The following is an 18,687-nucleotide window of genomic DNA, read 5'->3' on the forward strand; positions in this document are numbered from 1 at the left end:
GGACACGCCGTGGTTCGGTTCCCGCCGCGCAGGCCGTTCGTCATGACGGCCGAGCAGGGCGGCACCAAGAGCGGCCTGATGCTGGGCCGGCGCGGCCTGGTGATGGGGGTCGCCAACAACCACTCGATCGCCTGGGGCATCGCCAAGGCGCTGGCCGCCCACGGCGCCCAGCTCGCCTTCACGTATCAGGGCGAGGCGCTCGGCAAGCGGGTGAAGCCGCTCGCCGAGACGGTCGGCTCCGATCTCGTCCTGCCGTGCGACGTCGAGGATCTCGCCTCGGTGGACGCCGTGTTCGACAAGCTCGCCGAGGCCTGGGGCGGCATCGACTTCCTGGTGCACGCCATCGCGTTCTCGGACAAGAACGAGCTCAAGGGCCGCTACGCCGACACGACCCGCGAGAACTTCTCGCGCACCATGCTGATCTCCTGCTTCTCCTTCACCGAGCTGGCGAAGCGGGCCGCCGCCCTGATGACCCATGGCGGCGCCATGGTGACGCTGACCTATGGCGGCTCCACCCGGGTGATGCCGAACTACAACGTGATGGGCGTCGCCAAGGCGGCGCTCGAGGCCTCGGTGCGCTATCTCGCCGCCGACTTCGGGCCGCAGGGCGTCCGCGTCAACGCGATCTCGGCGGGCCCGGTGCGGACGCTCGCCGGCGCCGGCATCGCCGACGCCCGGCTGATGTTCAACTACCAGCAGCGCCACGCGCCGCTGCGCCGGACCGTCAGCATCGAGGAGGTCGGCGGCGCCGCCCTCTACCTGCTGTCGGACCTCTCCACCGGCGTCACCGGCGACATCCATTTCGTCGACTCCGGCTACAACATCATCTCGATGCCGCATCCGGCCGCGCTCAAGACGGTCGACGACGCCGAGAGCGCCGCCGAGGAGCGCGCCGCCAAGGACGCCGCGCAGTAAGGACGTCCATGGAGGCGCGCCCGGACTTCGGGTCCGACCCGCTGCCCGGGCTCGTCTGGGCCTTCCGGATCCGGCCCGACGGCACCGCCGAGGAGCTCGACGTCGAGCGGCCGGTCGCGCCGGTGACGGACGGCTGGCTGTGGCTGCATTTCAGCCTCGTCGACACCCGCGGCTGCGCGTTCCTGCGCAGCTTCGCCGATCTGCCGCCGGACGCCGTCGACGCCCTCACGGGCCCCGACACCCACCAGCAGCTCCAGGCCGAGGACGACTGCGTCTACGGCGTGTTCGCCGATCTGGGCCGCGAGCTCGAGGGCGTCACCGACGAGGTGCGGCTCCTCCACTTCGCCATGCGGGAGCGCTGCCTGGTGAGCGCGCGCCGCCGCGCCCTCAACGCCGTCGACGAGGTGCGCCAGGCGCTGCGCGCCGGCCGCCGCATCGATTCGCCGGCCACCCTGATCGAGCAGGTCGTCGACCATGTCGTCGACGCCATCGACCGCCTCGCCGACACGCTGGCGCTGGAGATGGACCGCATCGAGGAGCGCATCCTCGACCTGGAGACGACCGACGAGCGGCGCAAGCTCGGCGTGTTCCGCCGCACCACCGTGCGGCTGCACCGCCAGCTCGCCGGCCTGCGGGCGCTGTTCCGCCGCTTCGAGGAGATCGAGCCGGAGGAGCTGGCGCCGGGGCTGCGCATCGACGCCGTCCGCCTCTCCCAGCGGCTCGACGGCCTCGACCAGGAGATCGACGCCCTGCGCGACCGCGCCCGCATGCTGCAGGACGAGCTGTCGAGCCAGCTCGCCGAGGAGACCAACCGCAACCTGCGCGCCCTGTCGATCGTCACCATCCTGTTCCTGCCGCCGACCCTGGTGGCTGGCTTCTTCGGCATGAACCTGAAGGGAATCGCCTTCGCGGAGGGCGAGGCCGGCTTCTGGGCCGGCGTGCTGGTGTCGGCGCTCTCCTCGCTGATCGTCTACATGCTGCTGCGCTGGCGCGGCCTCACGCGCGGATGAGCGGCGGCGTCACGCCAGCGCGGTCGCCTCGACCTCGACCAGGAAGCCGTAATGGAGCTGCGGCACCGGGACGACGGCGCGGGCCGGACGTGACGCGCCGGCCCAGGCGGCGTACAGCGCGTCGAAGGCCGGCCAGTTGGCGATGTCGGTGACGTAGACGCGCACCTGCACCAGCCGGTCGATGCCGCTGCCGGCGCCGGCCAGCGCGGCCGCGACATTGGCGAGCACCTGCCGGGCCTGCGCCTCGAACGGCGCGTCGGCGAGCTTGGTGCCGTCCGGCGCGATCGGCAGCTGCCCGGCCACGAACACGAAGCCGCCGGCCGTGACGGCGTGCGAATAGTGGCCGCCGGGCTTCGCCATGCCGGGCGGCGCCACCGCCACGATGTCGCCCGTCGTCGCGTCGCGCGTCGTCTCACCAGCCATGAAAGCGTCTCCAAATCTGCTTTGTGTCGTTTCTCGTTGCGCCGTCGCGATCGACGACGTGATAGAGGTCGAACTGCGTCGCGGTCGCGCAGGCGTGGTTTGGCAGGATACGCAGCCGCGTGCCGACCGGAAAGCGCGCGGCGACGTCTGGATCCGCGACACCGTCGCGCCGCGCCACGATGCCGTGCTCCTGGTTGGCCCCGCCGACCACGTAGCCGTCCAGCACCGTGCCGGCCTCGTCGCAGACCGCGCCGTAGCCGTAGTCGACGGTCTGGCCATGGGTGCCGCGGTCGCGGCTCATCGCCATCCAGCCGGCGTCAGTGATGGCCCAGCCCTTCTCGGCCTGGTGGCCGATCACGGTGGCGAGCACCGACAGCGCGATGTCCTGGAGCCGGCACACGCCGACATTCGCCATCACCAGATCGAAGAACACGTAGACGCCGGCCCGCACCTCGGTGACGCCGTCGAGCGTCTCGGCCGACAGCGCCGTCGGCGTCGAGCCGACGCTGACCACCGGGCACGGCAGCCCGGCGGCGCGCAGCCGCGTCGCGGCGCGCACGCAGCCGGCGCGCTCCTGCTCGGCCATGCGGGCGAGCGCCTCGGGCGCGCTCAGGGCATAGGAGCTGCCCGCATGGGTCAGCACGCCAACGAGGGTCGCGCCGCCGTCCCGCAGCGTCTCGCCGATGGCGATCAGAAGGTCGTCGTCCGGCTTCACGCCGGAGCGGTGGCCGTCGGTGTCGATCTCGATCATCACCTCGAAGCCGTGGCGCTCCCCCTGCCCCTTGTCGACCACGGCGCGCGCCGCGGCGAGCGAGTCGACCAGGATCACGAGCCGGCAGCCGGCGCGCCGCAGCGCCAGCACCCGGTCGAGCTTCTGCGGCGCGATGCCGACCGCGTAGAGGATGTCGTCGAAGCCGGCGGCGAAGAACTCCTCCGCCTCCTTCAGGGTCGACACCGTGATGCCGCGCGCGCCGGCGTCGCGCTGCAGGCGGCCGACCGCGATGCATTTGGAGGTCTTCACATGCGGCCGCAGGGTCGCGCCCAGCGCCGTCACGCGGGCCTGCATGGTGGCGATGTTGCGCATCATCACCGCGTGGTCGATGACGGCGGCGGGCGTGTCGATGGCGGCGAGGGTCACGGGTCCTCTCAATCCAGTGCGGCGCCGAGCGCCTTCAGGGCCGGCACGTCGCGCGCGATCCCGTCGGCGATCAGCGTCGACACGGCCGCCGGCGCGAGGTCGTCGCCGCGCGGCAGGTCGACGCCGACCGCCTGCATCTTCGCCTGCAGCGCGGGCTCCGCGACGGTGGCGCGCAGCGCCGCGTTCAGGCGCTCGACGATCCGGGGCGGCGTGCCCTTGGGGGCGAACAGCGCGCTCCACGAGCGGAAGCTCACCTGCGGATAGCCGGCCTTGGCGACGGTTTCGAGACCGGGGAGCTGCGGCACCGTGTCGTCGCTCAGCACCGCCACGGCCTTGACCTTGCCGGCCGTCACCTGGGCGAGCGCCGTGGTCGGCTGGTCGCACATGAAGTCGATGTGGCCGCCGACCAGATCGTTCATGGCCGGCGCGATGCCGCGATACGGCACGTGCGCGGCCGGCTGCTTCATCGCGGCGAGCATGATCACGCAGGCGAAATGCGCGATGGAGCCGACGCCGGCGCTGCCATAGGTCGTCTTTCCGCCGCTCGCCGCGATGTACGCCTTCAGCCCGCGCAGGTCCGACACGCCGAGGCCCGGCCGCACCACCACCAGCATGGGCGCCGTGCCGGCGAGGCCGATCGGCACGAAGCTGGTCAGCGGATCGTAGGGCAGCGTCTTGTAGAGCGCCACATTGGCGACATGCGTGCCGATGGTGCCGAAGCCGAGCGTGTAGCCGTCCGCCGGCGCCGCCGCGACCTTGCCGAGCCCGATGGTGCCGCCGGCCCCGCCGATGTTCTCCACCACCACGGTGCCGCCGAGCGTCTCGGCCATGCCGTGGGCGACGGCGCGGGCGAGCGCGTCGCTCGGCCCGCCCGCCGGGAACGGCACGATGAGCGTGATCGGCCGGGTCGGGAACGGGGCGTCCTGCGCCAGGGCGATCCCGGAGGGCCCGGCGGTCGCGGCGAGCGCAAGCGCCACGGCGAGTGAGACGACACGGCGGCCGATCGTGATCATGCGAGGGTCTCCAGCCAGGGGATGAGCCGATCCAGCGTCGGCTGCTCGAGATCGGCCCGCGGCGCGCCGTCCGGCCGGGCGAGCCCGACGCGGTTGTGCCAGTAGGTGCGCAGCCCCACGGCCGCGGTGCCGAACAGGTCGTAGCCGGAGCCGGCCACGAAGGCGGCCTCGTGCGGCGCGACGCCGAGCCGGTCCAGCGCCAGGCGGTAGGGCCGCGGATCGGGCTTGTAGAAGCCGGCCTCCTCGGCCGTGACGACGCAGTCCCAGTCGATCGTCAGGCGGCCCGCGGCCAGCCGGCCGAGCCGCACCGAGCAGTTGGTCACCACGGCGAGCCGGGTGCGGCCGGCGAGCGCGTCGAGCGCCGCCTGGGCGCCGCTCCACACCGGCAGCTCCAGCCAGCGCGCCTCCAGGGCCTCCGGCGCGGACGGCGGCAGCCCGACCGCCGCGGCGGCCTCCTGCACCAGCGTCTCGTAGGCGACATAGGCGCCGCAGCCATAGGTGCGGCGCAGATAGTCGGCGCGCCAGGCGCGGCCGGCGGCCTCGGATCCGGCGGCGGCGTTCCACACCGTCCACGAATCGAGGAGCGCGGTGAGCAGATCGAACAGGACGGCCTTGGGCAGAGCGGAGGTCATGGGCGAGATCGTAGCGCATCGACCCTCACCTGTGTTTAAATCAGATGCAACAATCAGTTCAGCTGGATTGAATGATCACGCTCGAGGATCTGCGCTTCGTCGAGGCGCTCAGCCGCACCGGATCGCTCAGCGCGGCGGCGCGCTCGCTCAACGTCACCCCGCCGGCACTGTCGATGCGGCTCAAGCGCCTGGAGCAGGCGCTCGGCGTCGGCCTGGTGGTGCGTTCCTCGCGCAGCATGCGCTTCACCAGCGAGGGCGAGCATCTGGTCGCCGAGGCGCAGGCGGTGCTCGGCCGCATCGAGGCGCTGCCCGAGGAGCTGGTCGCGGCCGGACGACGCCTCTCGGGCCGGCTGCGGGTGGTGGCGCCGTTCGGCTTCGGCCGCATCCACGTGGCGCCGCTGATCGCCCGCTTCGCCGCGCAGCATCCCGCCGTGCGGGTGACGCTCGACCTCTCCGAGCGGCCGTGGCGCGAGACCGAGGACGCCGACGTGGTGATCCATATCGGCGAGGTGAAGGATTCGTCGTGGATCGCGCATCTCCTGGCGCGCAACAGCCGCTGGGTCTGTGCCAGCCCCGAGCACGTGCGCCGGCACGGCGCCCCGGCGCAGCCGCGCGACCTGCTGCACCACGCCTGCCTGTGCGTGCGCGAGAACGACGAGGACGTGACGCTGTGGCGCTTCCGCAAGGCGGGTCGCAGCGGGGAGGGGCGCGCCGCCGAGGACCGCGCCGCGGCGCCGTCGCGGCAGGACGCGATCCGGGTGTCGCCGGTGCTGACCAGCAACGATGGCGAGGTGGTGCGCAACTGGGCGCTGGCCGGGCTCGGCTACGTGCTGCGCTCGCAATGGGACGTGGCGCCGCTGGTGCGGCGCGGCGCCCTGCAGCGGGTGCTGACCGCCTGGGAGTTCGGCGCCGCCGACGTGCTGGCCCTGGTCCCGGCCCGCCGCGGCATATCGGCCCGCGTCACCCAGTTCGTCGCGTTCCTCGAAGCCGGCTTTCGGCCCCGCCCGCCGTGGCGGTGAGGCCGGGCGCCGAGACCGCGGCGGAGCCGGCGCCCGCCGGTCGGCGACCGGGGCGGTCGCCCCGGCCGCCGGGTCCCGCGCGACGCGACGGGACCGGGGGGCAGCGTCGAAACGCGTGGACGAGACGCTCAGACCATGGCGACCTTGCCGGTGGCGATGTCGTAGACGCCGCCGACGATCTTGACCTTGCCGTCCGCCACCGCCTTGGCGACGATCGGCTTCGCCTCGACGAGGCGGCGGACATTGTAGCGGACGTTCTCGGCGATCGCCGCGTCGAGCGGGTTCGCGGCCTTGGTCTTCTCGGCCGTCTCGATCGCCGGCTTGATCGCCTCGATCAGCAGCGGCAGGTGCCCGGGCAGCTCGGTCTTCTCCTTGACGGCCTTCAGGGTGGCGGCGACGGCGCCGCAGTTGGAATGGCCGAGCACCATGATCAGCGGCATCCCGAGCACCGCGACGCCGTATTCGAGGCTGGCGAGCCCGTGGTCGTCGACGAAGTTGCCGGCGAGCCGCACGACGAACAGCTCGCCCGGCCCCTGGTCGAACGCGTATTCCGGCGCGACGCGCGAATCCGCGCAGCTCACCAGGCCGGCGATCGGATACTGGGCACTGGCGCGCGCCACGCGGCCGGCCGAGAAGTCGCGGTTCTGCATCGTGCCGCCGGCATAGCGGGCATTGCCGTCGACGAGCCGCTTCAGCGCCTCGTCCGGACCGATGGCGTTCGGGCGCGCTGCCGCGTCCTGGGCGAAGGCCGGCGCGACGCCGCCCGCGGCGAAGCCGCCCGCGAGGCCGGCGGCGAGCGCCGTCGCGGCACCGGCCCCGAGCAGCGCGCGGCGCGAGAGCGGGTGCCGGGCTCCGGCGGGATGGTCGAGATGGGCGCAGCGGGGGTGGTCACACATCGAATCGTCCTCTCGGGCAAAGGCGCGGCGCCGCGTTCCGGGTGGGACGGGCGCCGCCGGGGCGAAGATCTCCCCGACCCAGGCTCCGATCTTCGTGTTGATGGGCTATAAATTCCCAGTCCAAACTTTGCCGGAGATTCGGGGCGCAGATGCCGGGGACGCGGTTCAGGAGTCGGTCGCAACGCCCCGTGCGATCCACCGCGCCGGCGGCGGCGATCCCGACCACGGCCGCGGCGCCGCCCGGCGATCTCGTCGCGGCCGCCGCACGGCTGCGCGGCCACCCGGGCTTCCGCCCGGCGCTGGCGGGCTACTGCCGCGGCATGACCGATGCCGCGCCGATCGCCTGGCCGGCGCAGAAGCTGTTCGATCAGTACCGGCGCTATCTCGTCTGCTACATGCTGATCCACAACTGGCACGCCTGGACGCGCGCCGGCGGCGCGGCGCCGACGCTCGCGGCCCTGCAGGCGGTCGCCGGCGCCTCGGCCCGCCAGGTCGCCGAGTTCGTCGCGATGCTGTCGGCCCGCGGCTTCGTCGCGGTCGCCCCGGATCCGGCCGACCGGCGGGCCAAGCTGCTGACGCCCGCCCCCGCCCTGGTCGCTGAGATCGGCCGCTCGGCACGCCTGTTCGTCGGCGCCGTGGACGCGGTTCTCGGCCGCCGCCCTGGACGCGCCGACGGGCTCGCCGACGCCGACCGGCTGGGCGCCGTGCTGCAGGGCTCGGCCGCCTTCGTGCAGGCGCACGGCACGCTCATCCATCCGTTCCCGCGGGTGCTGCGCTTCGCCGCGCGCGACTGCGGCTATCCCCTGCTCTGCGCCGTGATCGGCGCCCATTACGCCGCGGCGCTTCCCGACGCGGCCCGCCCGGTTCCGCTCGGCAGCCGGGCGCTGGCCGAGCGCTTCGGCGTGTCGCCGGCGCATGTCGCGAGCCTGCTCGCCGAGGCGCGCCGCCAGGGCTGGTTCTCGACGGCGCCCGCCGGCCGCCTCGCCGCCCTCGCCCCCGACCTCCTCGACGAGTTCGAGCACTGGGCCTCGTGGCAGATGGCGCATTACGACGCGCTGGTGGAGGAGACGGAGGGCGCGGAGGAGGCAAAGCCGTAGGGTGGGCAAAGCCGCGCAGCGGCGTGCCCACGCGTGCTACTATTCTCCTCCTGATGATTGGATACGGTGACGTCGTGTCATGGTATCGCCGCGCCAAACTTGCTGGCGGAACATTCTTCTTCACGGTCGCGCTCGCAGATCGCCGGAGTGATCTGCGGATCCTCCATATCGATCGCTTGCGCCGCATCTATTCGTCCGTGCGCGAACGGCGTCCGTTCGAGACGGTGGCGATCTGTGTTCTCCCGGATCATCTCCATGCGATCTGGTCGCTTCCGGAGACTGACGCCGACTTCGCCTCGCGCTGGATGCTGATCAAAACGGGCTTTTCACGCGGGCTCCCGGCCGCCGCGACCCGATCGACGAGCAAGGTGGCCAGGCGCGAGAAGGGACTTTGGCAGCGGCGTTACTGGGAGCATGCGATCCGGGACGGAGATGATCTCGCCCGGCACGTCGATTACATCCACTTCAACCCGGTCAAGCACGGCCATGTCGGCAGGGTCCGCGACTGGCCCTACAGCAGCTTCCACCGATATTGTGCGAAGGGCCTTCTGCCGACGGACTGGGGCGGGGACATCGCCGATGCGACGGGCGAGTTCGGCGAATGAACGCGTGGGCACGCCGCGCCTTCGGCGCGCCTTTGCCCACCCTACACACACTGCGAACCCCACGCACGCTGCGAACGAAAACGGCCGGAGCGCGAGAGCTCCGGCCGTTTCCGTCTTCGTCCCGCGGCGGACGTGCGGGACGCGGGGGTTCGGGGGTGATCGCGGGGGTGCCTCGTGCCCCGGCGGGAGCCGATCGGATCCCGCCGGCGCGATCGTGTCGGGCGGCGATCAGGCCGCCTTGTGGGTGCCGGCGCCGACGATGTCGAAGCGGTCGGCGTTCATCACCTTGGTCCAGGCGGCGACGAAGTCCTTCACGAACTTCTCCTGCGCGTCGGCGCAGGCATAGACCTCGGCGAAGGCGCGCAGCTGCGAGTGCGCCCCGAAGATCAGGTCGACGCGCGTCGCCGTCCAGCGGAGCTCGCCGGTCTTGCGATCGCGGCCCTCGTAGACGCCTTCGGTCGCCGACTGCTCCCAGCGGTTGCGCATGTCGAGCAGGTTGACGAAGAAGTCGGTGGTGAGCCGCTCCGGCCGGTCGGTGAACACGCCGTGGGTCGAATGCCCGTGGTTGGCGCCGAGCACCCGCAGGCCGCCGATCAGCACGGTCATCTCCGGCCCGGTGAGGGTCAGGAGCTGGGCCCGATCGACCAGCGCCTCCTCGGGAGCCATGAACTGCGTGCGCTTGCCCGTGTAGTTGCGGAAGCCGTCGGCGCGCGGCTCCAGAACCTTGAACGACTCGACGTCGGTCTGCTCCTGCGACGCGTCCGTGCGGCCCGGCGTGAACGGCACCGTCACGGCGACGCCGGCGTCCGCGGCGGCCTTCTCCACGGCGGCGCAGCCGGCCAGCACGATCAGGTCGGCGAGCGACACCTTCTTGCCGTCGGTCCGACCGCCGTTGAACGCCGTCTGGATGCCTTCGAGCGTCGACAGCACCTTGGCGAGCTCGTCCGGGTGGTTGACCTCCCAGTCCTTCTGGGGGGCGAGGCGGATGCGCGCGCCGTTGGCGCCGCCCCGCTTGTCGGAGCCGCGGAACGTCGAGGCCGACGCCCAGGCGGCCGAGACGAGCTGCGACACCGAGAGGCCGGAGGCGAGGATCTTCGTTTTCAGATCCGCGATGTCGTGATGGCCGACCAGCTCGTGATCGACAGGCGGGACCGGGTCCTGCCAGATCAGCACCTCGCTCGGCACCTCGGGACCGAGATAGCGCACGCGCGGGCCCATGTCGCGATGGGTGAGCTTGAACCAGGCGCGGGCGAAGGCGTCGGCGAACTGGTCCGGGTTCTCCAGGAACCGCCGCGAGATCGTCTCGTAGATCGGATCGAAGCGCAGCGACAGATCCGTCGTCAGCATGGTCGGCACGCGCTTCTTGTTCGGATCGAACGGATCCGGGATGCAGGGCTCGGCGTTCTTGGCCCGCCACTGCCAGGCGCCGGCCGGGCTCTTCTCGAGCTCCCACTCGTAGCCGAACAGGTTCTCGAAGAAGTAGTTGCTCCACTTGGTCGGCGTCTGCGACCAGACCACCTCGGGGCCGCCCGTGATGGCGTCGGCGCCGACGCCGGTGCCGAACTTGCTCTTCCAGCCGAGCCCCTGGTCCTCGATCGCGGCGCCTTCCGGATCCGGGCCGAGCAGCGAGGGATCGCCGGCGCCGTGGGTCTTGCCGAGCGTGTGGCCGCCGGCGATCAGCGCGACCGTCTCCTCGTCGTTCATCGCCATGCGGAAGAAGGTCTCGCGGATGTCCTTGGCGGCCGCGATCGGATCCGGCTTGCCGTTCGGGCCCTCCGGGTTGACGTAGATGAGGCCCATCTGCACGGCCGCGAGCGGCTCCTCCAGCTGGCGCTCGCCCGAGTAGCGCGAGTCGCCGAGCCACGACCCTTCCGGACCCCAGTAGAGCTCCTCCGGCTCCCACACGTCCTTGCGGCCGCCGGCGAAGCCGAACGTCTTGAAGCCCATCGACTCGAGCGCGACGTTGCCGGCCAGCACCATCAGGTCCGCCCAGGAGATCTTGCGGCCGTACTTCTGCTTGATCGGCCACAGCAGGCGGCGCGCCTTGTCGAGGCTGGCATTGTCCGGCCACGAGTTCAGCGGCGCGAAGCGCTGCTGGCCGGCGCCGGCGCCGCCGCGGCCGTCGGTGATGCGATAGGTGCCGGCCGAGTGCCACGCCATGCGGATCATCAGGCCGCCGTAGTGGCCCCAGTCGGCCGGCCACCACTCCTGCGAGTCGGTCATCAGGGCGTGCAGGTCCTGCTTCACGGCCGCCAGGTCGAGCGCCTTGAACTCCGCGGCGTAGTCGAACGCCTCGCCCATCGGGTCGGACTTCCTGGAGTTGTTGTGCAGCACGCCGATGTCGAGCGCCTCCGGCCACCAGTCACGGTTCCGGTGTCCGCGGCTGCCACCCGTGAACGGGCACTTGCCCGCGCCCTTGTCGTCCGTCTTCGCGTCCATGTGTCTTGCTCCCGGGGGTCGTGGGCCTGTCGCTCGCACCGTTCTGGCCTGCGTCTCGAGCGCGCCGCGGTTCGAGGTGGCGGCACCTTGCCGGCTTCTTTCGATCAGGTCTAATCGTATTGTTTTTCCATCTCGATCAGTTTATCTTATCGTCATGGTGACGTTGAAGCAGTTGCGTTATTTCGGCGCCGTCGCGCGCCACCGGCATTTCGGCCGCGCAGCGGCCGACTGCGCGGTCAGCCAGCCGGCCCTGTCGATGCAGATCCGCGACCTCGAGGCGCGGCTCGGGGTGGAGCTGGTCGAGCGCCGGCCGGGCGACGTGGCGCTGACCCCGGTCGGGGTCGAGATCGCCCGCCGCGCCGAGGAGCTCCTGGCCGGCGCCCGCGACCTCGAGGACTTCGCCCGCCACCACGCCGGCCCGCTCGCCGGAACGCTGCGGCTCGGGGTGATCCCGACGCTCGCCCCCTATGTGCTGCCCAAGGTGCTGCCGCTGCTGCAGCGGCATCACGCCGGACTGATGGTGGAGCTGCGCGAGAGCCAGACCCGGCACCTCGTCGAGGAGCTCGCCCGCGGCCTGATCGACGTGGTGATGCTGGCGCTGCCGATCGAGCAGCCCGAGATCGAGACGCTCGCCCTGTTCGAGGACCCGTTCGTGCTCGCCGTGCCGGCCGACGACCCGCGGCCTCCGGCGGAGCCGATCGCGGTCGCCGCGATCGCGCAGGAGCGGCTGATCCTGCTCGAGGAGGGCCACTGCCTGCGCGAGCAGGCGCTCGCCGTCTGCTCCAGCGGCCGCAACGGCGAGACCGGCGGGCTCGGCGCGACCAGCCTCGCCACCGTGGTCCAGCTCGTCGCCTCGGGTTACGGCGCGACGCTGCTGCCGCAAGTCGCCGCCGCGGTCGAGCGCGACAACACCCGGATCAAGCTGCTGCGCTTCGCGGCGCCGGAGCCGGGCCGCACCATCGCGCTCGCCTTCCGCCGCACCTCGCCGCGCAAGTCCGACTATTCCGTGCTGGCGCGCCGCATCACCGAGGCGCTCGGCGTGTCCGAGGTCGGGGCGCTGCCGACCGCGGCGTGCCGGGCCGGCACCGCGGTCCCGGCGTGAAGGTCCCGCCGTCCCGGCGCGACGATCCGCCGTCCGGCCCGAGCAGCCGCGTCACGCCGCCTGCGCCGCGGCGCGACCGGCCCGCCGCTCCGATCCGTCCCGGCCCGGGTCGTCGCCTTCGCCGCGGTCGAGGGGGCCGGTGCGGACGTTCATCAGGAAGCGGTTCACCTCGTCCTTGAGCTTGCCGCCCTCGGAGGCCAGCACGGTCGCCGAGTTGCGCACCTGCTCGGAGGCCGCCTCGGTGGCGCCGGCGCCGCGGCTCACCTCGCCGATGGTACGGGCGACCTCCGCCGTGCCTTCCGAGGCCTGCTGGATGTTGCGGGCGACCTCGGCGGTCGCCGCCCCCTGCTGCTCGACGGCGGCCGCGATCGCCGCGGCGATCTCGGAGATGTGCGCGATGGTGCCGCCGATCTCCTTGATGGCGGCGACCGAGTCGCGGGTCGCCGACTGCATGGCGGCGATCTGGGCGCCGATCTCGCCGGTCGCCTTGCCGGTCTGGGCGGCGAGCGCCTTCACCTCCTGGGCGACCACGGCGAAGCCCTTGCCGGCCTCGCCGGCCCGGGCCGCCTCGATGGTGGCGTTGAGGGCCAGCAGATTGGTCTGCCCGGCGATCGCCGTGATCAGCTCGACCACGTCGCCGATGCGGCTCGCCGCCTCGGACAGCGCGGCGATGCGCTGGTCGGTCTTCTCGGCCTGGCTCACCGCGGCGCCGGCGATGCGGGTCGACTCCTGCACCTGGCGGCTGATCTCGTTCACCGACGAGGTCATCTCGGCGGTGGCGGTGGCGACGCTCTGGACGTTGGTCGAGGCGGTCTCGGAGGCGGTCGCCACCGTGACGGAGAGATGCTGCGTGGTCTCGGCGGTGCGGGTGAGGCTGCCCGAGGCGGCCTCGAGCTCGGTGGCGGCGGCCGACACGGTGTCGACGATGGCGCCCACCGCCGCCTCGAACTCGTCGGCGATGCGGTGCACGGCGCTCTGTCGCTCCCGGGCGGCGCGCTCGTCGGCGGCGCGCTGCTCGGTCTCCATCGCCGCGAGCCGTTCCAGATTGTCCTTGAAGGCCTGCGCGGCGCGGGCGTTGTCGCCGACCTCGTCGCGCCGCGTCACGTAGGGGATCGTCACCGCGCGGTCGCCGTCGGCGAGCGCCTGCAGGGTGGCGCCGACCCGGCGGATCGGCCGGCCGATGGCGAGCGCCCCGAACAGGGCCGAGCCGATCAGCACGAGGACGACGAAGCCGCCGGCCGCGGTGTTGATGATGGTGCCCTCGGCGATCCGCTGCGAGGTCGCCTCCATGTCGCGCGCCGCGGCGGCATTGGCGCCGTCGATGACGCCCGAGAGCAGCTGGTCGATCTGCGCGACGATCGGCTCGAGCCGGTCGCGCAGCAGCGCGTCCTGCTGGCCGATCGTCTCGACGGCCTGGGCCGTGGTCTCGCGCAGCGCCGCGAGCGTCTCGCCGAGCGGCCCGAGCGCCTCGGTCAGCACCGCCTCCCGGCTCGCCCGGCGGGTCCGGTCGAGCAGGTCGGCGGCCTCGGCGGCGCGTGCCGCCACCACCTCGCTCTGCCCCGGATCGCGCAGCGCGTCGAAGTCGAAGGAGGCGATGCGCAGCCGGTCGACGCCGGCCGCGGCGGTGCGCAGGCGGGCCTCGAAGGCGCGGGTGTCGGAGACCTGCTCGGCGACGAGGTCGAGGGTGCGGAGCACCGCCTCGTCCCAGGCGACGCCGAGCCGGCGGCGCTCCGACCACAGCCCGACCAGGGCGCGCTGGTTCTCCACCAGCTCGGCCGCCCCGGTGAGATAGTCGGCATAGAGCTCCTTGACCTTGTCGAGCGTCTCGCTGCCGGCCGCGTCCTTGGTCCGCTCGCCGAGCTGGTCGAGCAGCGCGAAGCCGTCGCCCGAACTCTTCTCCAGGGCGTGCAGGGCGGTGTCGACCGCCGCCTCGTCGCGGGCGAGGCGCGCGTCGCGCGTGTAGGTCTGCATGCGCTCGAAATGCAGGCCGATGCGGCCGGCCTCCTGGGCGGCCTTCTGCCGCTCGTCGACGGCACCGGTCATCTGCAGCGTCGACCGGCCGTTGAGGCCGGTGTTGACGATCATGCCGAGGACCAGCAGCACGCCGATGGCGGCGGAGAGCGCGAGCTTGGTGCCGATGCGGCGGGGTGGCCTGATCTTGACGAGAGTCATGGAGAAAGCCATCGCGGATGCCTTCGCGCCGCGGGAGTCGGGGGCGCGCACGCAGTTTCGATCGAGCGACGCTCGCCCGCCGCTCGAGGCGGCCGATGCGAGGACGACGAGTACTGGCGCGGTCGCAGACAGGCGCGGGACCGCGCCAGGCATCTGACGTTGCGGCTCAAAGAAAGCTCGACCGCATTCTGAGTGCGCACGATTTAATCTCGCGTTAAAGGCGCGCATTTGAAACAATATTCTACGAGTCGCACATGCTGACGATTTTTGCTAAATCGTTTCCGCTCCTGCCGGATCGCGGCACGGAACCGGATCGGGCCGATCCCGACGTGTATTGCGTGATGCCCACGAGACGCGATGGCCGCTCCGACCATTCGAAACGCCTCGGGCCGGCCGTTGCGCCGGAGCCCGGCCTGGAACGGCCGCGGCCCCGAGCGCCGGCCCGTGCCGGTCCGGCGGCCGGGGCCGTCGTCCGGCCCGGCGCCGTTGTGGCGGATCGTGGCCGGCCCGCTGTCGTTCCTGGCGGTGGCGCTCATCGTCGCCGGGGTCATGACGGCGTGGATGAGCAGCCGCACGCCGACGCCGCCGGCCGCGCCTCCGGCGGCCCGGACCGAGCCCGAGCTGAGCGCCGCCGAGGCGGTCCGTCTGCGCTTCGCCCCGGAGCTGCTGGCCGTCCGTCCGGCCGAGCTGCCCTCCTCCGACTTCGCCGAGCGGTTCGGCCCGGGGCCCCAGCGGGCGGCGCCGGGCGACCAGGTCTCCGCCTATGCGCCGCTCGCGACAGCCCCGGCGGTGCCCGAGCCCGGGCGGGCGCGTCCGTCCAACGCGCTCCTCAACGACGCCCAGATCGCCTCGATCAAGACCCGGCTGAAGCTGACCGCCGAGCAGGAGAAGCTGTGGGTGCCGGTCGAGACGGCGCTGCGCGGCGTGGTCTGGCGCCGCGGCGCCGACCGGCGCGGCAGCGGACCGGCCGCTCTCGACGCCCAGAGCGTCGAGCGGCTGAAGGCCGCCGCCGCCCCCCTGATGGGCCGCCTGCGCGACGACCAGAAGCGCGAGATCCGCTCCCTCTCCCACGTCATGGGCCTCGGCGATCTCGCCGAGAAGCTGTGAGACCGGCGCGCAGGCGAAACGACCCCTCTCCGCCCTCACGGCGAGGCCTGGGTCGATGCAATGGCGCTTCGGTACGACTCTGCCACGGGCGGGAGCACACACCCGAGGATGAAACGGCGTCCCGTCTCTCGCAGGCCACGATCCCGATCCGATCGGGCCGTTCGGCGGCTGCGCCGGCACGGCGGTGATCGAGGACAGCCTCGTCGTCCTCACCGGCAGAAGGCCGACGTCATCGAGACGATGCGCGCGCTGGACGATGCGCGCGCCGGCAAAGCGAGACCCGTCGCGCCGGGGCGCGAGACTCACCCCTCGTCGCGAGGAGCGGGGCGAGGAACGGAGGTGACGGAGGCGGGTCTTCCCTTTCGCCGCGTCGCACCCTACATGCCGACGATCGTCAACAACCGAAAGGAGGTGATCCAGTGTCTCATTGTCTCTCGCCGTGGTCTCCGGCTGCGACCTGGATCCTCGCCTCTCGCGAGGTCCGCGCCGCGTGAGCGGCGTCCGCGGTCCTCGCCGGACCCGGTTCGACAATGGAAGGGCTGCCTTCGCGGGCAGCCCTTCGCATTTTCCAGTGCGTCATTCCAGTTACTGGTCATTCCGGGTCCATGCGCCGAGAGGCGCATGGACCCGGAATCCAGCGGCACATTCCGCATTCCGGGCTGGATTCCGGGTTCGCACCTTCGGTGCGCCCCGGAATGACGCCGCGGGGTGGAGTGGCCTTCGTCGTAAAAACCCGCTAATCGCCACCGCATGAGCGTCCCGCCCGAAGACACCGCGACACCGCCCGACACGCCCGTGCCGGACGGCCCCCGCATCTATGTCGATGCCGACGCCTGTCCGGTGAAGGACGAGATCTTTCGGGTCGCGGCGCGGCATGCGCTGCCGGTCACGGTGGTCGCCGCCGGCTACATCCGGGTGCCCGCCGATCCGCTGATCACGCGCGTCGCCGCCGGTCCCGGCATGGACGCGGCCGACGACTGGATCGCGGCGCGCCTGAAGCCCGGCGACATCGTCGTCACCCAGGACATTCCGCTGGCGAGCCGCAGCATCAAGGCCGGGGCCGCGGCGATCGCGCCGACCGGCCGCACCTTCACCGAGGCCGACATCGGCATGGCGCTCGCGGTGCGCAACCTGATGACGGATCTCCGCTCCGCCGGCGAGCAGACCGGCGGCCCGCGGCCGTTCACGCCGCGCGACCGCTCGACCTTCCTGCAGGCCCTGGAGCAGGCGGTGCGCCGCGCCCGCCGCGCCGCCGCGCAACCCAGGACCACCTCCTGATGGCGCCGCCTCCGCTTCTCCAGCTGAAGGACATCGGCCTCACCTTCGGCGGCCATCCGCTGCTCGACGGCGTCGAGCTGGCGGTCGCGGCCGGCGAGCGCCTCTGCCTGGTCGGCCGCAACGGCTCGGGAAAGTCGACGCTGCTGAAGATCGCCGCGGGGCTGATCGAGCCCGACCGCGGCAGCCGCTTCGTCCAGCCCGGCGCGACCGTGCGCTACCTCCCGCAGGAGCCCGACTTCGGCGAGGCGACGACGACGCTCGCCTATGTCACGGCCGGCCTCGGGCCCGGCGACGATCCGTACCGCGCCCGCTACCTCCTGGAGCAGCTCGGGCTGACCGGCGAGGAGAGCCCGGCGACGCTGTCGGGCGGCGAGGCGCGGCGCGCCGCCATCGCCCGGGCGCTGGCGCCCGAGCCCGACATCCTGCTGCTCGACGAGCCGACCAATCACCTCGACCTGCCGGTGATCGAATGGCTGGAGGCGGAGCTCGACGCGACCCGCGCCGCCATGGTGATGATCAGCCACGACCGGCGCTTCCTCGCCGACCTCTCGCGCATCACGGTGTGGCTCGACCGCGGCCGGCTGCGGCGGATCGAGCGCGGCTTCGCCCAGTTCGAGGCGTGGCGCGACGAGGTGCTGGCGGAAGAGGAGCGCGAGCAGCACAAGCTCGACCGCAAGATCGTCGCCGAGGAGCACTGGATGCGCTACGGCGTCACGGCGCGCCGCAAGCGCAACATGCGCCGCGTCGGCGAGCTGCAGGCGCTGCGCCAGGCGCGGCGCGACTATCGCGCCACCGCCGGCAGCGTGTCGCTCGCCGCCGCCCAGGCCGACCGGTCCGGAACGCTGGTCGCCGAGGCGAAGACGATCTCGAAGAGCTACGACGGCCGGCCGATCGTGACCGAGTTCTCGACGCGGATCCAGCGCGGCGACCGCATCGGCATCGTCGGCCCGAACGGCACCGGCAAGACGACGCTGCTGTCGCTGCTCACCGGCATCCTCGCCCCCGATTCCGGCACGATCCGGCTCGGCGCCAATCTGGAGATGGCGACGCTGGAGCAGAGCCGCGAGAGCCTCGACCCGAACGCGACGGTGGCCGAGACGCTGACCGGCGGGCGCGGTGACAGCGTGATGGTCGGCGGCACGCAGCGCCACGTCGTCGGCTACATGAAGGACTTCCTGTTCGCGCCGGAGCAGGCCCGCACCGCGGTCGGCGCCCTGTCGGGCGGCGAGCGCGGCCGGCTGATGCTGGCGCGCGCGCTGGCCAAGCCCTCCAACGTGCTGGTGCTGGACGAGCCGACCAACGATCTCGACCTCGACACGCTCGACGTGCTGGAGGAGATGCTCGGCGACTATGCCGGCACGGTGCTGCTGATCAGCCACGACCGCGACTTCCTCGACCGCATCGTCAACGCCGTGATCGTGCCGGAGGGCGACGGCCGCTGGACCGAGTACGCCGGCGGCTACACCGACATGCTCGCCCAGCGCGGCGCCGATCTGGCCCGCCAGGCGCCGGCGAAGGCGGCGAAGGAGAAGCCGGCTCCGGCGGACGACGCGGCCGCGCCCGCAGGCGACGCGAAGGCGGCCCGGCGCAAGCTCTCGTTCAACGAGAAGCACGCCCTGGAGACGCTGCCGAAGACCATGGCGAAGCTGCAGAGGACGATCGCTTCGCTGCACGACAAGCTCGCCGACCCGGCCCTGTTCGCCCGCGACCGCAAGGCGTTCGACGAGACCTCGCAGGCCGCCGCGGCGGCCGAGGCCGAGCTCGCCGCCGCCGAGGAGCGCTGGCTGGAGCTGGAGATTCTCCGCGAGGAGATCGAGGGACGATAGCCGACGATCCTCGGC

16 protein-coding genes are annotated in these 18,687 nt (G+C 72.4%); 9 read left to right on the top strand and 7 right to left on the bottom strand.

Annotation, left to right across the window (positions count from 1 at the left end; genetic code table 11):
* Positions 1–78 precede the first annotated feature (78 nt).
* Together fabI and J2S22_RS06140 are read left to right on the top strand one after the other, a co-directional pair.
* Complete coding sequence (gene fabI / locus J2S22_RS06135) at positions 79–915, top strand: enoyl-ACP reductase FabI (protein ID WP_272778375.1); 837 nt, start codon at positions 79–81, stop codon at positions 913–915.
* A gap of 8 nt (positions 916–923) precedes the next feature.
* Positions 924–1,925 (top strand): transporter, encoded by a 1,002-nt coding sequence (locus J2S22_RS06140; RefSeq protein WP_272778363.1) that lies wholly within the window; start codon positions 924–926, stop codon positions 1,923–1,925.
* Positions 1,926–1,934: 9 nt separating this feature from the next.
* Here the strand turns inward: J2S22_RS06140 and J2S22_RS06145 are convergent, their stop codons facing one another.
* Genes J2S22_RS06145 through J2S22_RS06160 form a run of 4 tightly spaced genes read right to left on the bottom strand, consistent with a single transcriptional unit; the run spans position 1,935 to position 5,131 of the window.
* Complete coding sequence (locus J2S22_RS06145) at positions 1,935–2,348, bottom strand: RidA family protein (protein WP_272778362.1); 414 nt, start codon at positions 2,346–2,348, stop codon at positions 1,935–1,937.
* A complete protein-coding gene (locus tag J2S22_RS06150) occupies positions 2,338–3,486 on the bottom strand; it encodes a DSD1 family PLP-dependent enzyme (RefSeq protein ID WP_272778361.1) in 1,149 nt (382 codons plus the stop codon). The genes J2S22_RS06145 and J2S22_RS06150 overlap by 11 nt, the downstream gene beginning before the upstream one ends.
* An 8-nt stretch (positions 3,487–3,494) precedes the next feature.
* Positions 3,495–4,499, bottom strand: a complete 1,005-nt coding sequence (locus J2S22_RS06155) for a tripartite tricarboxylate transporter substrate-binding protein (RefSeq protein ID WP_272778360.1) — start codon at positions 4,497–4,499, stop codon at positions 3,495–3,497.
* The gene (locus J2S22_RS06160; RefSeq protein WP_272778359.1) at positions 4,496–5,131 is read right to left on the bottom strand and encodes an HAD family hydrolase; all 636 of its coding nucleotides are present in this window, start codon (positions 5,129–5,131) and stop codon (positions 4,496–4,498) included. Before J2S22_RS06160 ends, J2S22_RS06155 begins: the two co-directional genes overlap by 4 nt.
* Before the next feature lie 71 nt (positions 5,132–5,202).
* Here J2S22_RS06160 and J2S22_RS06165 point away from each other — a divergent pair, with 71 nt between their 5' ends.
* Positions 5,203–6,150, top strand: a complete 948-nt coding sequence (locus J2S22_RS06165) for a LysR family transcriptional regulator (protein ID WP_272778358.1) — start codon at positions 5,203–5,205, stop codon at positions 6,148–6,150.
* Between the two features lie 128 nt (positions 6,151–6,278).
* On the opposite strand, the gene J2S22_RS06170 is transcribed toward J2S22_RS06165, so the two are convergent.
* Entirely contained in the window at positions 6,279–7,046 is a 768-nt protein-coding gene (locus J2S22_RS06170) for a carbonic anhydrase (RefSeq protein WP_272778357.1), read from the bottom strand.
* Positions 7,047–7,234: 188 nt separating this feature from the next.
* Here J2S22_RS06170 and J2S22_RS06175 point away from each other — a divergent pair, with 188 nt between their 5' ends.
* Together J2S22_RS06175 and J2S22_RS06180 are read left to right on the top strand one after the other, a co-directional pair.
* Complete coding sequence (locus J2S22_RS06175; RefSeq protein ID WP_272778356.1) at positions 7,235–8,143, top strand: hypothetical protein; 909 nt, start codon at positions 7,235–7,237, stop codon at positions 8,141–8,143.
* 74 nt (positions 8,144–8,217) lie between these two features.
* Positions 8,218–8,748, top strand: a complete 531-nt coding sequence (locus J2S22_RS06180) for an REP-associated tyrosine transposase (RefSeq protein ID WP_272778355.1) — start codon at positions 8,218–8,220, stop codon at positions 8,746–8,748.
* Between the two features lie 228 nt (positions 8,749–8,976).
* Here J2S22_RS06180 and katG read toward each other — a convergent pair whose 3' ends face one another.
* Positions 8,977–11,187, bottom strand: coding sequence for a catalase/peroxidase HPI (katG, locus tag J2S22_RS06185; protein ID WP_272778354.1), 2,211 nt, complete (start codon positions 11,185–11,187; stop codon positions 8,977–8,979).
* A 154-nt stretch (positions 11,188–11,341) separates the two neighbouring features.
* Here katG and J2S22_RS06190 point away from each other — a divergent pair, with 154 nt between their 5' ends.
* Entirely contained in the window at positions 11,342–12,289 is a 948-nt protein-coding gene (locus tag J2S22_RS06190) for a hydrogen peroxide-inducible genes activator (protein ID WP_272778353.1), read from the top strand.
* Positions 12,290–12,340: 51 nt separating this feature from the next.
* On the opposite strand, the gene J2S22_RS06195 is transcribed toward J2S22_RS06190, so the two are convergent.
* Complete coding sequence (locus tag J2S22_RS06195; RefSeq protein ID WP_272778352.1) at positions 12,341–14,461, bottom strand: methyl-accepting chemotaxis protein; 2,121 nt, start codon at positions 14,459–14,461, stop codon at positions 12,341–12,343.
* A 357-nt stretch (positions 14,462–14,818) separates the two neighbouring features.
* Between J2S22_RS06195 and J2S22_RS06200 the strand changes: the two genes are divergently transcribed.
* From J2S22_RS06200 to J2S22_RS06210, 3 genes are all read left to right on the top strand, one after another.
* A complete protein-coding gene (locus tag J2S22_RS06200) occupies positions 14,819–15,568 on the top strand; it encodes a hypothetical protein (RefSeq protein ID WP_272778351.1) in 750 nt (249 codons plus the stop codon).
* Between the two features lie 750 nt (positions 15,569–16,318).
* Positions 16,319–16,846, top strand: a complete 528-nt coding sequence (locus tag J2S22_RS06205; protein WP_272778350.1) for a YaiI/YqxD family protein — start codon at positions 16,319–16,321, stop codon at positions 16,844–16,846.
* Positions 16,846–18,672 (top strand): ABC-F family ATP-binding cassette domain-containing protein, encoded by a 1,827-nt coding sequence (locus J2S22_RS06210; protein WP_272840360.1) that lies wholly within the window; start codon positions 16,846–16,848, stop codon positions 18,670–18,672. The genes J2S22_RS06205 and J2S22_RS06210 overlap by 1 nt, the downstream gene beginning before the upstream one ends.
* Positions 18,673–18,687 lie beyond the last annotated feature (15 nt).

Origin of the sequence: Rhodoplanes tepidamans (assembly GCF_030813915.1) — a bacterium.
Lineage (GTDB): Bacteria > Pseudomonadota > Alphaproteobacteria > Rhizobiales > Xanthobacteraceae > Rhodoplanes > Rhodoplanes tepidamans.

Bases quoted from the DNA above. Each gene is read 5' to 3' on its own strand.
- J2S22_RS06170 (WP_272778357.1), bottom strand. From the start codon at position 7,046: ATGTGTGACCACCCCCGCTGCGCCCATCTCGACCATCCCGCCGGAGCC.
- J2S22_RS06190 (WP_272778353.1), top strand. From the start codon at position 11,342: ATGGTGACGTTGAAGCAGTTGCGTTATTTCGGCGCCGTCGCGCGCCAC.
- fabI (WP_272778375.1), top strand. From the start codon at position 79: ATGCTGGGCCGGCGCGGCCTGGTGATGGGGGTCGCCAACAACCACTCG.
- J2S22_RS06200 (WP_272778351.1), top strand. From the start codon at position 14,819: ATGGCCGCTCCGACCATTCGAAACGCCTCGGGCCGGCCGTTGCGCCGG.
- J2S22_RS06155 (WP_272778360.1), bottom strand. From the start codon at position 4,499: ATGATCACGATCGGCCGCCGTGTCGTCTCACTCGCCGTGGCGCTTGCG.
- katG (WP_272778354.1), bottom strand. From the start codon at position 11,187: ATGGACGCGAAGACGGACGACAAGGGCGCGGGCAAGTGCCCGTTCACG.
- J2S22_RS06140 (WP_272778363.1), top strand. From the start codon at position 924: ATGGAGGCGCGCCCGGACTTCGGGTCCGACCCGCTGCCCGGGCTCGTC.
- J2S22_RS06145 (WP_272778362.1), bottom strand. From the start codon at position 2,348: ATGGCTGGTGAGACGACGCGCGACGCGACGACGGGCGACATCGTGGCG.
- J2S22_RS06160 (WP_272778359.1), bottom strand. From the start codon at position 5,131: ATGACCTCCGCTCTGCCCAAGGCCGTCCTGTTCGATCTGCTCACCGCG.
- J2S22_RS06165 (WP_272778358.1), top strand. From the start codon at position 5,203: ATGATCACGCTCGAGGATCTGCGCTTCGTCGAGGCGCTCAGCCGCACC.
- J2S22_RS06195 (WP_272778352.1), bottom strand. From the start codon at position 14,461: ATGACTCTCGTCAAGATCAGGCCACCCCGCCGCATCGGCACCAAGCTC.
- J2S22_RS06205 (WP_272778350.1), top strand. From the start codon at position 16,319: ATGAGCGTCCCGCCCGAAGACACCGCGACACCGCCCGACACGCCCGTG.
- J2S22_RS06210 (WP_272840360.1), top strand. From the start codon at position 16,846: ATGGCGCCGCCTCCGCTTCTCCAGCTGAAGGACATCGGCCTCACCTTC.